At 56.0% G+C, this 15,192-nt stretch carries 12 protein-coding genes; 2 read left to right on the forward strand and 10 right to left on the reverse strand.

Features of this window, described 5'->3' with window-relative positions; all coding sequences use genetic code 11:
* Window positions 1-12: 12 nt before the first annotated feature.
* From AC2FJC_RS09135 to hslO, 7 genes are all read right to left on the reverse strand, one after another.
* The gene (locus tag AC2FJC_RS09135; RefSeq protein WP_496739249.1) at window positions 13-798 is read right to left on the reverse strand and encodes an ion transporter; all 786 of its coding nucleotides are present in this window, start codon (window positions 796-798) and stop codon (window positions 13-15) included.
* A gap of 21 nt (window positions 799-819) precedes the next feature.
* Window positions 820-2,043, reverse strand: a complete 1,224-nt coding sequence (locus AC2FJC_RS09140) for a class I SAM-dependent RNA methyltransferase (protein ID WP_496739250.1) — start codon at window positions 2,041-2,043, stop codon at window positions 820-822.
* Window positions 2,044-2,081: 38 nt separating this feature from the next.
* Window positions 2,082-3,914, reverse strand: a complete 1,833-nt coding sequence (locus AC2FJC_RS09145) for an ABC transporter ATP-binding protein (protein WP_496739251.1) — start codon at window positions 3,912-3,914, stop codon at window positions 2,082-2,084.
* Window positions 3,911-5,749: an ABC transporter ATP-binding protein gene (locus AC2FJC_RS09150; protein WP_496739252.1), complete on the reverse strand. Its 1,839-nt coding sequence runs from the start codon at window positions 5,747-5,749 to the stop codon at window positions 3,911-3,913. The genes AC2FJC_RS09145 and AC2FJC_RS09150 overlap by 4 nt, the downstream gene beginning before the upstream one ends.
* 190 nt (window positions 5,750-5,939) lie before the next feature.
* Window positions 5,940-7,094: a CCA tRNA nucleotidyltransferase gene (locus tag AC2FJC_RS09155; RefSeq protein WP_496739253.1), complete on the reverse strand. Its 1,155-nt coding sequence runs from the start codon at window positions 7,092-7,094 to the stop codon at window positions 5,940-5,942.
* Window positions 7,091-7,696 carry a CoA pyrophosphatase gene (locus AC2FJC_RS09160; RefSeq protein WP_496739254.1) on the reverse strand — a complete coding sequence of 202 codons (606 nt, stop codon included), beginning with the start codon at window positions 7,694-7,696 and terminating at the stop codon, window positions 7,091-7,093. Before AC2FJC_RS09160 ends, AC2FJC_RS09155 begins: the two co-directional genes overlap by 4 nt.
* Window positions 7,680-8,657 (reverse strand): Hsp33 family molecular chaperone HslO, encoded by a 978-nt coding sequence (gene hslO / locus AC2FJC_RS09165; RefSeq protein WP_496739255.1) that lies wholly within the window; start codon window positions 8,655-8,657, stop codon window positions 7,680-7,682. The genes AC2FJC_RS09160 and hslO overlap by 17 nt, the downstream gene beginning before the upstream one ends.
* A gap of 76 nt (window positions 8,658-8,733) precedes the next feature.
* On the opposite strand from hslO, the gene AC2FJC_RS09170 reads away from it, so the two are divergent.
* Window positions 8,734-9,177 (forward strand): NUDIX hydrolase, encoded by a 444-nt coding sequence (locus AC2FJC_RS09170; RefSeq protein WP_496739256.1) that lies wholly within the window; start codon window positions 8,734-8,736, stop codon window positions 9,175-9,177.
* Here AC2FJC_RS09170 and AC2FJC_RS09175 read toward each other — a convergent pair.
* Complete coding sequence (locus AC2FJC_RS09175) at window positions 9,174-10,445, reverse strand: PP2C family protein-serine/threonine phosphatase (protein ID WP_496739257.1); 1,272 nt, start codon at window positions 10,443-10,445, stop codon at window positions 9,174-9,176. The genes AC2FJC_RS09170 and AC2FJC_RS09175 overlap by 4 nt on opposite strands.
* 150 nt (window positions 10,446-10,595) lie before the next feature.
* On the opposite strand from AC2FJC_RS09175, the gene AC2FJC_RS09180 reads away from it, so the two are divergent.
* On the forward strand, window positions 10,596-10,919 hold the full coding sequence (locus tag AC2FJC_RS09180; RefSeq protein ID WP_496739258.1) for an Hpt domain-containing protein: 324 nt from the start codon (window positions 10,596-10,598) through the stop codon (window positions 10,917-10,919).
* Between the two features lie 333 nt (window positions 10,920-11,252).
* Here AC2FJC_RS09180 and AC2FJC_RS09185 read toward each other — a convergent pair whose 3' ends face one another.
* Both AC2FJC_RS09185 and ilvA read right to left on the reverse strand, forming a co-directional pair.
* Window positions 11,253-13,778, reverse strand: a complete 2,526-nt coding sequence (locus tag AC2FJC_RS09185) for a glycosyltransferase family protein (protein ID WP_496739259.1) — start codon at window positions 13,776-13,778, stop codon at window positions 11,253-11,255.
* A gap of 175 nt (window positions 13,779-13,953) precedes the next feature.
* Window positions 13,954-15,180, reverse strand: a complete 1,227-nt coding sequence (gene ilvA, locus AC2FJC_RS09190) for a threonine ammonia-lyase IlvA (RefSeq protein WP_496739260.1) — start codon at window positions 15,178-15,180, stop codon at window positions 13,954-13,956.
* Window positions 15,181-15,192: the final 12 nt, after the last annotated feature.

The raw sequence follows: 15,192 nt of genomic DNA on the forward strand, positions 1-15,192 counted from the left end.
TGAAAACTGAAATCACTTTTTGATGTTTTGCTGCTCTGTCAGGCGACGTTCGATGCTTTCAAGCCGCTCTAGCACTTCGTCACGATAGGCATCGGTTTTGACTTCGTCCTCGGCATGGTGCGCATCCTGCATCGAGTTCACGATCAAACCGACCAGCAGGTTTACCACGGCAAAAGTGGTCACCATGATGAACGGCACAAAGAACAGCCAAGCGTAAGGATATATCTCCATCACCGGGCGCACGATCCCCATGGACCAGCTTTCCAGCGTCATGATCTGGAACAACGTATAGGCAGACAGGCCCAAATCGCCGAACCAGTCCGGGAAAGTCTGCGAGAACAGTTTGGTTGAAATCACCGCACCGATGTAAAACAGGATCGCCATAAGAAGGAACACGCTGGCCATGCCAGGCAAGGCCGAAATGAACCCTTCAACCACGCGGCGCAGGCGTGGCGCAACCGAGATGACACGCAGAACCCGCAGAATCCGCAATGCCCGCAGCACCGACAGGCCGGACCCACCCGGTACAAGAGCGATGCCAACAATCACAAAATCAAAGACATTCCAGCCGTTGGTGAAAAACCTGCGCCCTGTGGCCAGAAGTTTAATCGCAATTTCAACAACGAAAATGGTCAGGCAAAGGCTGTCCAATGTCACGATCAATGGACCTGCAACTTCCATAAGGGTGGGTGACGTCTCCATCCCCAGCAGCACCGCGTTGAAGATGATGACACCGGTAATGAACTTCCCGAAAGCTGGTGCTTCGATAAGGGTCAGCAGGCGTTGGGTGATCCCCATTCGGGTTGTCTCCTGTAAGTCTTAAGGGTTCAGGGTGAACCGTGCCGCAAGTTCGGTGTGTGACGACCATCGAAATTGGTCAACGACCTGTACCCATTCAAGGGTGTAACCCGCATTAACAAGAATTTTCGCATCTCGGGCGAAGGTCACAGGGTTGCAGGACACATAGGCAATCACCGGGCGCAGGGCTTGCGCCAGTTCGGCCACTTGCGCCTCGGCCCCGGCGCGTGGCGGGTCGATCACCACAGCATCAAAGGATTTCAGCTCATCGTGCATCAGTGGTCGCCGAAACAGGTCGCGCGCTTCAGTCGTTATCCGTTTGAGGCCCTGCGCCCTGCGCCATCCTTGATCCAGCGCTTGCGTCATCGCTGCTTCGCCCTCGACGGCGTGAACCTCGGCCTCCTCTGCCAAGGGCAAAGAGAATGTGCCGCTGCCGGCAAACAGGTCCACAACGCGCTTGGAACCACCCACAGCTTCGGAAACGGCCTTTAATAGAGCCTGTTCTCCGTCTTTTGTCGCCTGCAGAAACGCGCCGGGCGGCGGAACAACATTTGCCTGACCAAAACGCTGAACGGGTGGCTGGCGCATGGCAATTACTTCACCATCCCAGCTGAGCCGGGCAAGACCGTGTTTCTCGGTCGCTTGTGCCAAAGACAACTCGAGCGGGCCGTCCAGCGGTTTGCCGCCTTTGACCGCCACATCAAGCCCGGATTCGGACAAGGTTAGCGTCACCGCCAACACGCCTTTACGGCTGCCACCCAGAATCGCCAGTGCTTCGGCAACCGGAATGGCCGCGATCAGCGCCGGGTCGAGCAAATGGCAATCCGGGATCTCAGTGATCGTGTCTGACGCACGGCCATGGAACCCGGCCAGAGTGCCCTTTTTGGTCCGTCGAACCGCGATCATCGCGCGACGGCGGGACCGTTCTGGTGACGTTTGGATCGGGCGCATCGACGCCTCCAACCCCTGCGCGGCCAGCGCGGTGCGCACCACTTCGACCTTCCAATCTGCAACGAATCCATCTGCCGCGTGCTGCAACTGGCATCCACCACAGGATTTGTAGTGACGACACGGTGCCTTGACCCGCCGATCCGAGGGCGTTTCGACGCGGATGTCTGTCAGAAATTGATCCAGCAGCGTTCCGCTGACGACCTCACCCGGCAAGGTGCGCGGAGCGTAAACGGGGCCATCAGCGATGCCGTCGCCTTGATGACCAAGGCGGGTAATGGTGTAGGTTTGCGTCATGGGGGCCTGATACCGGGGCTTGGCCGGCAACAAAACCCTTATTCCGCAGCTTCGGCCTGAATGAACCCGCCTGACTGGCGATGCCAGAACCGGGCATATAGCCCGCCCTGGTCCAACAACGCGTCATGGGTGCCGGTTTCAACGATACGTCCCTGGTCCAGGACAATAATCCGGTCCATCTCGCTGAGCGTGGACAGACGGTGCGCAATAGCCAGAACCGTCTTGCCCTGCATCACCCGATGCAACGCCGTCTGGATCGAGGCCTCAACCTCGGAATCCAGCGCCGAAGTTGCCTCATCCAGCACCAAAATAGGCGCATCCTTGAGGATGGCGCGCGCCAGAGCAATCCGCTGTCGTTGCCCACCGCTAAGCTTCACTCCGCGCTCACCCAGATGCGCGTCATAGCCGGTGCGGCCATGGGCATCCTGAAGGCTGAGGATGAATTCATGCGCCTCGGCCTTTTTGGCCGCCTCGATCATTTCCTCTTCCGAGGCGTCAGGGCGGCCGTAAAGAATATTCTCCCGCGCAGACCGATTGAACATCGCGGTTTCCTGCGTGACCATGCCGATCTGACGGCGCAAGCTATCCTGGGTTACTCCGGATACGTCCTGACCATCGATCAAGATCGCGCCCTTTTCGCCGTCATAAAGGCGCAACAACAGCGCAACCAAGGTTGATTTCCCCGCCCCTGAAGCGCCAACAATGCCCAGTTTCTCGCCGGGGTGCACGGTCATGTTTACATCCGATACGCCACCGACATCCCGACCATAGGCAAAGCTGACATGATCAAAGGTGATCTGGCCTTCGGGCACGGACAGTTCCATCGCGCCCGTTTGATCCTCAACCCGTTCACGCTTGGCCAGCGTATTCATGCCGTTCTCGATCTCGCCAACATTGGCGTAAAGACCCATGAGGGTGAAGCTGACCCAACCGGTCATCTGGGCAATACGGATCGAAATGGCCCCAGCGGCCACAATGCCACCGGCCGTCGCGGACCCCACTTGCCACAGCCACAGTGTTGCACCTATCAGCAAAACCGGCAGAACCCCGGCCAACAGCATCAAGATAAAGCGGAAACTGGCCGACAGGCTTCCGAACGCCAACATCTTTTCACGCAGATCAACCATGGAATTCCGCGCGGCCTGGTCTTCGAATTCAGAATGAGCGAACAGTTTAACGGTCTTGATGTTGGTGATCGTGTCGACAACTTGCCCGGACACCATCGCGCGAGCGCCTGCCCGCGCCGCTGAGCGTTTACGGATGCGCGGCAGATACCAGCGGACAAGCAGGAAATACACAACCAGCCAAGCCGCAAATGGCAACATAACCAGCGGATGAATAGACCCTAACAAAAGCAATGAGCCCGCCAGCGAGGCCAAGGCAAACACGATCGCACTGATCGTCTCGGATACCACCGACGCCATCGCGTTGGATGTTTGCATCTGCTTCTGCGCGATCCGCCCGGCAAAATCGTCGTCGAAATATGTAACCGACTGGCCCAACGTCCACCGGTTCAGCTTGGCCAGAACCAACGGCGTGATATTGGGCATGACGATATAGTTGTTGGTCAGCGACGAAAGTCCGAACAGTGCCGGGCGCAGTAGCATGAAAAACGCAACGACCCCAAGGATCATCCAGACGTTGTTGGCGGTCAGAAAGTTCTCGGGTCCGCTTGTGGTTGCTGCGTCAATGACCAGGCCCAGCATCCACGCAGTGCCCGCCTCCATCGCACCCGCGGTAGCCGAGAAAAACGCTGCAACGAAGATCATTGGCCATGCGCCGGACAGGCACCAGCGAATGAACGCCCCCAGCATTTGCGGCGGGGGCGTTTCGATGTTCTTGAACGGGTTTATGAGGTCGGCAATCCTCATTCAGCGGCCTCCGGATTCAGGAAGCCCCCAGATTGCCGTGCCCAGAACAGCGCGTAAAGCCCACCTTGCGCCAACAGTTCGGAATGGCCGCCTTCTTCGACGATCCGACCGCCATCCATGACCAGAATACGGTCCATCTGCGCGATGGTGCTCAGCCGGTGGGCAATTGCGATCACGGTTTTACCTTGCATCATGCCGTAAAGAGTTTCCTGAATTGACGCTTCGACCTCGGAATCTAGAGCGGATGTCGCCTCGTCCAACAGCAAGATTGGTGCATCTTTCAGGATCACCCGCGCCAGTGTTACGCGCTGCCGCTGACCGCCAGACAGCTTCACGCCCCGCTCACCCACATGCGCGTCGTAGCCGGTGCGCCCCTCGGGATCTTGCAGATCAAGAATGAACTCATGGGCTTCGGCCTGCTTGGCGGCGGCAATCATCTGCTCTTCTGTGGCTTCGGGACGGCCATAGAGGATGTTGTCGCGCACCGAACGATGCAGCAGAGCGCTGTCCTGTTGAACCATACCGATATGGCTGCGCAAACTGTCCTGCGTGACCCTGGCGATATCTTGATCGTCAATCAGGATCGCGCCCTGTTCAACGTCGTAAAACCGCAAAAGCAGCTTAACTAGGGTCGATTTCCCCGCACCAGACCGCCCGATTAGGCCAATCTTTTCGCCTGGATGGAGGGTCAGATTGATGTGATCCAGCCCACCGGTTTTACGGCCATAATGGTGCGAAAGATCGCGAATTTCGATCTGGCCCTTGCTCAGCTGCAATGTTTTGGCATCCGACGCATCCAGCAGGTCGATAGGTTGAGCAATCGTCTGCATCCCTTCGGCCACCACACCAAGCTGGCGGAAGAAGCTAGTCAGTGCCCACATGATCCAACCAGTCATCGCGTTCAGTCGCAGGGTTAAAGCGGTCGCCGCCGCGACCACACCAACAGAGGCACTGCCCTGCATCCACAGGGCAATGGCCCAGCCAACCACACCGACGATCAACAAACCGTTCAGCGAGACCAGAACCGCGTCCATGATGGTGAAAATCCGCATCTCCACCTGAAACGTGCGGCGGGTTTCTTCAATCGCTTCGCGGGCATAGTCGAGTTCCTGCGCGCCATGGGCGAACATCTTGACCGAGTGGATGTTGGTATAGCTGTCCACCACCCGACCTGTCACAGCCGAACGCGCGTCCGACGCAGCCTGCGAGGCTGGACCGACCCTTTTCACTGTCCAGCGCACCAAAACAGCGTAAAGCGCAAACCAGATCAACAACGGCAATAACAACCGTGGATCGGCTGCCATCAACAGAATTGCCGCCCCAATCAGATAGGCAATTGAGAATGAGATCGCGTCAAACACTTGAAACACGGCCTCACCCGCAGCGGGCGGAGTTTGCATGATCCGGTTGGCAATGCGACCGGCAAAATCATTCTCGAACCAACCGACGGATTGGCGCAGAACGTGTTTGTGGGCGCGCCAGCGGATCAGGGTGCCAAAATTCGGCAGAATCGTGTTGTTTAACAACAGCACATCCACGACATGCAGCATCGGGCGCAGCAACAGCACAAACGCTGCCACCAAGATAAATTCGGTGCCGTGGTTCTGCCAGACCTCGGCCGGAGGGCCCGACAGCAGGTCAACCACTCGGCCCATGTAGTAAATCAGGCCAACTTCAACTGCCGCAACAACGACAGAGATTAAACCAGCCCAGAAGAACACCCGCATGAACGGTTGCGAGTAATCCAGCATGAATGGCCACAACCGCGTCGGCGGCGTGTCGGTTTCCTTGTAGGCAACAAAAGGGTCAACGAGGTTTTCGAAATAGCGAAACATGGAGAGTGCTCCGGTTGAGCAAAAAGTAAGTCATGCGAAGAAAGATGGCGCCAGAACACCACCCCTACGGGTCAAAGTGTTCCAGCCTTAGCTGTCCCAGATCCCGTAATACATTCGCATCCCTCCATTCATGTGACAGGGGCAAATAATCATAAACTCTTTTACTTGTCATCCCCTTTTGAGACTTCCTTTATCCACCAAGCAGATCTTCGCGGCCCAGTGTGAACCCCGAGGCGATCCATTGCGCCTCAAGATCGGCCAGTTTCTTGCCCAGCGCAGGACCGGTGAACTCGGGGATCAGATCGGTTGCCTTAATCGGAAAGGTCGCGCCCGCACCAACGTGGAGATCGTGCGTTATCGAGTCTAACCAAGGCATTTCCAAAAAAGCACATCGCAACAGCGCTTCGTGCAGCCCGTCTGTTTCACCGTACCGAAATCCCAATTCGGCAAAGCTGGCCGGGCTGGACGCCTCATCCCGCATTCGGGTCAGGCGCTGCAATTGTGCGCGGCTCAGGCGCAGGGTTTTTGCGACTTCCGGCGGTGCAATCGCCGCCAGTCGCCGCACCGGTTCCGGATCAGCGCCTGCCTGCTGTTCCAATGCAATCAACGGGGCCAATGCACGATCATCAGCACCCGGCAATAGCTGCACCAGTACTCCAGCGCTGCGCATTGCGGCGACGGACGGCGCGGGGTCTGGTGCGCCCAGAAGCTTTAAAAGCTCAGCGCCCACGCGTTCGCGGGACAAGCCGGCCAGACCGTCCAAGTTGGACGCAATGGCAGCCAGAGCGTCGGGATCGAACCCTGCCTCGACATCGCCATACCAGGCGTGAAACCGGAAATAGCGCAGCGAACGCAGGTAATCCTCGCGAATGCGGTTCGCGGCAGTGCCGATGAACCGGACGCGGCACGCTTGCAGGTCTGGCAAACCTTTTAGAGGGTCCAAAATTGTCCCATCGGGCCGTGCATATATCGCGTTCATCGTGAAATCGCGACGTGCGGCATCCTCTTCGACCTTGTCCGAAAAGGCGACGACGGCGCGACGGCCATCCGTTTCAACATCACGGCGAAAGGTAGTGATCTCATGCGGGATACCCTGACTAACCACGGTGATTGTGCCGTGATCAATCCCTGTGGGTATGGCCTTAAGCCCTGCTTTCTGCGCCAGCTCTACCACTGTGTCGGGCCGCGCATTTGTGGCGATGTCGATATCCGATACCGGAGCGCCTAACAGCGCGTTGCGCACACATCCACCCACAAACAAGGCTTGGTATCCGGCATCGGTCAGGGCAGCACAAACCCGTTGCGTTGCAGGTTCCGTCACCCAGTCTTCTGAAATTTGCGTCATTCGTTGATCCGTGATGCCAATCCCCGCAGAATTCGGGCTGTTGCGCCCCAGATGTAATAAGGGCCGAATGGTACCGTGAAGTAATACCGCCTTTGTCCCCGCCAGCGGCGCGATTCAACGATATAATTCGCAGGGTTGAGCACATGTGCAAGTGGAACTGAAAACACCTCGGCCACTTCGCCCGGCTCAGGCACGGATTGAAAAGTTTCCCGCAAGACTGCAACTACAGGCGTTACGGTGAAAGACGTCACCGTTTCATGCGTCGGCAAGTGGCCAAGAATTTCCGGCAACTCCTGTGGCAGGCCGATTTCTTCCTGGGCTTCGCGCAAAGCGGTAGCGGTTACATCCGCATCGCCTTTGTCCTGTTTGCCGCCCGGAAAAGCAATCTGACCGGGGTGATGTTTAAGAGCCGAAGATCGTTTTGTAAGGATCAGGCGGGGCACACCACCTACCAGCGAAATCGGGACCAAAACTCCGGCAGGGCGGAGTTTGCGGCCTTCGGGAAGAACAAATTCAGGGTTCAGGTCGAAATCGCTTGAACCTTCGCCGGGGCGGCGCAAGGCCGCCCGAAGCTGATCAGTTGGATCAGGCGTTGTCCGCATCAAAACCAACCGTGGAAGGATCAAGCACGTAATGCGCACCACAGAACTGGCAATCGGCGGTCACGTCACCCTCGGGCGTGGTCATCTTCTCGATGTCCTTGGCCGAATAAATCGACAGACTTTGCCGCACACGATCTTCGGAACATGTGCACCCGAATTGCACCGACTGTGCATCGTATACCCGCGGCTGTTCCTCGTGAAACAGCCGGACCAACAGATCCGTGGGTGCAATCGACGGACCGATCAGTTCCAAATCGTCGACCGTATCCAGCAGGATGTTGACGCGGCCCCAGTTTTCACCTTCTTCACCATCGACAAGGTCATCCGCCGTCAGGATGTTCCCTTCGCCCTCACCGGAGGCCACAAAAGGCGAGGCTTTGGGCATGTGCTGCAACATGACTCCACCTGCACGCCAATGTTCGCCAACGCCCGGCTCGGTCGATTTGCCAAAGCTCAGCGAAAACCGCGTCGGTAACTGTTCCGACTGGGCGAAATATGCCTCGGCACAAGCGCTAAGCGATCCACCGTCCAGGGGTGTGATGCCTTGATAAGGTTGTGTTCCCTCACCCTGATCAATCATGATGGCAAAATACCCCTCGCCCACCTGATCGAACGGCGCACCATCGGTCAGGCGATCACGGTCAAAGCTGGCATAGGCCCGAATACGGGCCGGCTCGCCCTCGGTCTTCGGGGCATAGTAATCGGTCGCAATCATGCGCACCGGACCTTTGGATTGAACCTGCAGAGACAGCTTCCAGCGCAGCGCAACAGTCTGGCCGATCAATGCGGTCAGCAGGGCCATCTCGGCCACCAGCGCCTCGACCTTTTCTGGATAGTCATGCTGGCTCAGGATGCCATCAAGCACACCATCCAGACGGGCCACACGGCCGCGGATATCCGATACATCGAGTTGAAAGGGCAGGACGGTATCGTCCCACGCGATTTTTGTTCCAAGAGACATGGGGTTTCCTTACACGCCACAGGTTGGCATACCGCCAGCATATAGGTCGAACTATTCGGGTTTTAAGGGGCCATACATGATCAGACGGTTTGGTGAAACCCCTCAAGCTGGGCGAACATATACACGCCGGGTGGGTGTTTATGCATTGCTGCCCCGAGGTCGAAGCCTTTTGCTGACCTGTCAGATAGAACCCGGGCCCGATCTGCAATTGCCCGGCGGCGGAATTGATCCGGGCGAATCACCCATCACAGCCCTGCACCGAGAAGTGTTCGAAGAAACCGGCTGGTTGATCGCGTCGCCCCGCCGCATCGGCGCTTTTCGTCGGTTCACTTATATGCCCGAATACGATTTGTGGGCCGAAAAGCTGTGCCATATCTATCGCGCGCGTCCTATCCAGCGCATGGGTCCACCGTCTGAGCCGTTCCATGAAGCCATATGGATGGACACCGCCGATGCGGTCCAATTGCTGGGCAATGACGGAGATCGTCACTTTGCCGCGCTGCATGAAAAGCGGCTTTAGTGACCGTTGTATTCAAGGAAAACAGCCGAAACATCATCATCCATACACCGGCCAGGTGCCATCGCCTGTGTCAGCCGCCAGAACATATCGTCAAGGAACTCCGTTCCGTTTCGATCGGGCCCGCAATCCAGCGCCATCTGTCGTAAACCATCCTCGTCCAGCAGGCCACCGTCCGCGAGACTGCATTCTGTGAACCCATCGGAATAAAGCAGTAGCCGGTCGCCGGGTTGCATGTAGAATTCGGTCCGCTGAAAGGTGACGTCCGGCAGCAAACCGATAGGCAACCCGCCCTCGCCCAGAAATTCAGTTCTGCCGTCCTGACATAGCAACAGCGGATGAGGGTGCCCGGCCTGCACCATTTTCACATGCCCATTGCGCAGGTCTACGATGGCATAGACCATTGTGAAATACTCTTCGATTCCCGTATCCGCCATCAGCCGCGAGTTCAGGGTTTCGGCAACTTCTTCCGGCGGCAGCAGAGCATAAAACTTGTCGAAACGCCGCGCCATCGCCACGTTCTGATCAAAATGATTGCTGGACAGATAGCCCCCCAAACGCGCGGTCATCATCGCAGATGTGATGCCATGCCCGGACACATCGATACTGTAAAAACCAAGCCTGTTCACACCCGGAGAGAACATCCCCACCAGATCGCCGCCGATATGACCGCAAGGTTTCAGCAGCATGCTGACTCGGGACTTACCGAAATCGCGCGTCAGTTCGGGTACCAGCGATTCCTGTATCTTGCGTGCTTGGATCAGGTCCTTGTCGATCGCGTCATGGGCGACGCGCAGCCCCTCAAGCGCGGATTCGATCATCTGGTTTTTTTTAGACAGCTCGCGCTGCATATCCAGAATACGCCCACCGGCTGATATACGCGCCCGCAGTTCATCCGCCTCAAGCGGTTTGATCAGAAAATCATCTGCACCGGCATCCAGACCGCGCGCCACCTCTTGCTTTTCGCTTTTGGACGTCAGCAGGATGAAATAGCTGTATTGCCTGTTGTCCAAGGCGCGGAACGCCTTGCAGAAATCCAGCCCGCTCATCCCCGGCATCACCCAATCGCTGAGGACAAGATCCGGCGGGTCCGCTGCGCACATTTCAATCGCAACATCGCCACTATCGGCCTCAAGCACGTCAAAGCCCCATTTCTTGAGCGATGCGACCAGAATACGACGCTGTAGGCGGCTGTCATCGACGACAAGCACCTTTTGGATCACACCAAAATCCAGATCTGATCCACTGTCTGCCTGACTGACCCTTGTCACCTTAACCCTCTGCCCAGCGGCGCTTATCAGAATAGGAAGACCCTATCGCGCCGCAGTTTAACAATGGGTGAAAGCCGAAGTTCATTCCGCTTAACCTGCTCTTTACCGGTTCTGCGGTACCAATCCCCTGGCAGAAATAGCGAGGATGGCATGATCAACTGGTCCAGGGTCCAGCAACTAAGGGACGAGGTTGGTGCCAGCGAATTTGATGAGGTGGTGTACATCTTTCTTGATGAGGTGAACGAAGCCCTTACCCGGCTGCGGAACGACACCGCCCGCACAGAGTTTGAACAAAACCTGCATTTCGTAAAAGGCAGCGCACTGAGCCTTGGGTTCGAGGCTTTGGCCAAGCTGTGTCAGGATGGGGAACGACAATCGGCGCAAGGGAACAGCCAGGTGGTCGACTTTGCCAATATCCTCAGTGTATTCGAACGCTCTGCCAGTGAATTCAAGACTGGGCTGGGTGACCTTTAACGGCCAAGGCTATTTTCGGGACCCTCTGGCGCAAGATTTTCAAGGCAAACCCGTCCAAAGAACGGGGTTTCTTGAATTTGAATTCCAATCCTCAATCCTGAGTGAAAAACCCAACGCCCATCTTTTTCAGGATCCGCAGCGCGCCCTGTCGGCACAACTCCACGCCGTCCCTCATACCGCAGTTCTCTGCATGTGTGTCCTAGTTGGCGCGAACCGTGGCGTTCATTCCTGCGCGCGACTGTTCATTTTCTGCCGGATATCAACACTCTGATCAGTGTCGAACAAAGGAAGAAACCCATCTGAAGGCTTTCAAACAATGCATGTCAGTTCTAATCAGGCCTTCTGCGACAACCCTAAGCTGGCAGCGATAGTTTTTGCCGCCGCCAGAAAACTGTACTCCTGCACAACGTAGTGCGCGAAGTCTGCGCGCTTGCGGCGTTTCGCAGCCGATTCCGTTTTTGCCTGTGTGATTAAGTCCGCCAGCGGTAAATCATCATCAAATATATAAATAAATTCCTCGAACCCATCAGGCAGGCCTTTTATTCTATCTGAAATCAGCGGGACTGCGCAGGCAAGCACATCGAACACCCGGTTGGAAATCAAACCATTCTCACGCATCGGGGGGCGGTGATCGTTCAGAACGACGCCCGCAGATCGATATAGTTGACCCAGCTGGAGGTTCGGAACGCTTGCAGCACGAAGGCGATCCGCGTTTAATTTCCTATCCCACCTGTCTCCATAAACATCGACAGGCAATTCCTCGGTCAATGCTTTTTGAATGACCGGCCGAACTTCCCATCTTCGGTAATTGTTTCCGACAAACAGCGTAGGACCATCATAGTCACGCTCGCCCGGGTAGAAAATACGATGATCCGTTGCCTGAAAAAGAACGGAATCCTGAGGTCGAGTATTGATTCCCTCGAAAAAGAGACGCGATGCAAATAAGTTGGCTGTATGATTGTCGGCCTCTTTTGAAACCTCGCCCTGAATCATCTCGCTGATTAGCCAACTGGCAGAGCCCTGTTTTGCTTCATACGGATACTTCAACTTACCGCGAATCAAAACGGCCGCTTCGTCGGCGTCAGATTTTGATGACCACTCGTTGTGATCATCTACCCGCGCAGGAAGACCAATGTCAGAAAATGCGTCAGCAAGGCTGTGTGCATATATTTTTTCCCCCCAACTGTGCTGCTTGCCTTCTTGATAGGGTGATTTTACAGCAATCAGGACTGGGTCAGTTCTGCGCGATGTTGAGGATCTTTTTTTTTTTGCCGGGGCAGATTTGACGGCACGCATGAAAGAACGCTCAAGCTGTGTGAAACGATCATATTCATCATTCGTCAGCGTCAAACCAATGCCTTCCAAAACCATTCTTGCGGTGCCAAAAATTCTTGCTTGATTGTATGAAATCTTGGGCGATCCATGCATCATGACCTGCCTGACACCGCGCGCGATCACCCACCCCAATGGAACGTCTTGTTCTGCCCGCCATTCGACATCAATTTGCTTTAGCCCGCTGGGGGTTCTGATGAAATTGAATGGTGTAGCGTCGACATAAGAACCGTCGATGGACCAGTCTTCACTTGAGTTGCTGTCCGCTGCTTGCGTGCACTGGGCTTTCAGATGCTCTGCCCAAGGCACAAAACTCCGCCAAAGACGGACGGGACGTGGGGTTCGGTGCATCTGGCGGATAATCTGGCCACCCTCACTGACGCCTGAAACGTATGGCGCGGAAGAGGTGTCGTGACAAATGGTGTAGGGGCCGACGTCAATTCTCCTGTCCGGCTCTGAGATTGCTGTCGTTTTTTGAACGGATATCTGACCTCTGCGGGGCACAAATGCGGTCTCGCAGGTAAATGCCAGGTGCCGTTTTCCGATGTTATGCGTGAACGCAAGTTTCGTGGCGTGTTTGAATTTCCGAGAGCTTGCAACGATCAGAAACGAGTTGGCGAACTCACCAAGAAGCCCGGCCTTGTTCAGAGTAGAGATGGCAAGACCGTCTGTGAATGCTGGCTCCCACTTTCGGCTGTAGTCGCGTGAGCGGGTGCCCAGAAGCAGATCAGAGGAATTGAAGCCAGGAGCAATAAGGCCGGCCTCGGTAAGCAAAGTCTCACAAACTTTGTAATCTGGAAAAGCGTATTGGAATTCTTGATGTTCAAAACCTTTGTCAGACAGTAGGTTCGCTATTTCCCGCTTACTGAATGTTTCAGCTGAGCCCCCATCATACAAATCGTGGATTCCGTAGTAAGGGCTTCCCACGTGATCTTCTGACGCCCCGTTCCAGTACTTCAAACCAAGCTTGTTCTCGATCGCGATGACCATTTTACCGCCGGGCTTTAGGTGCCGCTTGGCCACTTCCAAATAAGAACCGAACGGGTCATTCTGGTCACCAAACAACGGCGCATACTCCAGCACGCCAATAAAGAGGACCCAATCGAATTTTTTGTCGGACTGAAACTTGGTGAAATTGTCGACATAAAACTCGGCGTTCGGCAGGTCTTCGCATCGTTTTGATGCGGTTCGTGCACGCGAGACCGTTCCTTCGACGGATGTTAGATCCACGCCCTGCTCTGCCAGATACCTGGAAATGGCACCACAACCGCAACCTAGTTCCAGTACCGACTGGTTTTTCTTGAAGTCCAAGCCTTTCAGAACAAAGTGGCGCTTGGCCGAGAAATGGTATTCGGAAGCCCAATCCGTGATCAATGCGTCGATCTCGGATGAATTTACGGATCGGTCCTTACAGCTTGATACACCATTAAAGAGTCTATCCTCCTTCGCGACACCATCCGAATAGAGGATGTCTGCGGAATCGTTGCGAACCCAAATGTTGTGTTCGGCATCTTGTACGTATGTCATTTTGATCAAGCTATCTGAGGGTGTTGGTGGCTGCACACTATCCGGCAACCGGAGTTGTCTCTAGAGGGAATTTGGACAGAAGCGTTCCCATTCTGTTGACCTGCACCCACGCTGCCAAGCGAACGACGACACCACAATCCGGCCCGTGATCCAGCCGCCGTGGCGTTTGCGCCCGTCAGATCACGAACTGCGCCAGCGTTTCGTCTTCGGTAATGTCGGTATAGGTAAAGCCCGCATCATCAAGATGCGCGAACAGGCGCACAAAATTCTCAGGCTTTCGCGTTTCGATCCCGATCAGGACAGATCCGAAATTGCGGGCCGATTTTTTCATGTACTCAAAGCGGGCAATATCGTCCTCAGGACCTAGAATGCCCAGAAATTCCTTCAACGCGCCTGGACGTTGTGGCAGGCGGAGGATGAAGTATTTTTTGACGCCCGAATACCTCTGCGCCCGTTCCTTAACCTCGGGCAAGCGCTCGAAATCGAAATTGCCGCCCGAGGTGACGCACACCACGGTCTTACCGCGAATGAAGCTTTGCACGTCGCCGACGGCTTCGACCGCCAGAGCACCTGCAGGTTCCAGTACGATGCCCTCGACGTTCAGCATTTCGATCATGGTGGTACAAATGCGATCTTCGGACAGAACCAAAACGTCGGACAAATGGCGGGATTTCAACAGCTCAAATGGCTTTTCACCGATCCGACCCACGGCCGCACCGTCGACAAACGTATCCACATGGTCCAAAGCCACCGGATGCCCCGCCGCCAAAGCCGCGCGCAGACAAGCCCCACCCGCCGGCTCCACGAATAGACAATGGGTGCGATCCCCGAACCACGTGGCGACGCCGGACGACATGCCGCCCCCGCCGACCGGTAAAACAACGTGGTCGGGCACGCGGCCCAGCTGTTCCTCGATCTCGACCGCCAGTGAAGCCTGCCCTTCGATCACATCTTCATCGTCGAACGGCGACAGGAAATATCCACCTTGCTGGGCACACCAGTCCTGCGCCGCAGACAGAGTATCGTCAAAATAGTCTCCGGTCAGGTGGATCTCGATATTGTCGCCGCCAAAAATCCGTGTTTTCTGGATTTTCTGCTGAGGCGTCGTCACCGGCATGAAGATAACGCCCTTCACGCCCAGATGCTTACACATGAAGGCCACGCCCTGGGCGTGATTACCTGCGCTGGCGCAGACGAACAGGTCCTGCCCCTGCTGCTTGCGCATGGCATTGAACGCACCGCGAATTTTGTACGATCGTACCGGACTGAGATCCTCGCGCTTTAGCCAGATATCGGCCCCGTAGCGGTCTGACAGATGGGCGTTCCGCTGCAACGGCGTTGCCGGAAACACAGAGCGCATCGCCTGTTCGGCAGCGCGGGCGCGGGTCACGAAATCACTCATGACCCGTTCAGT

Source organism: Ruegeria sp. CDSB117 (assembly GCF_059611005.1).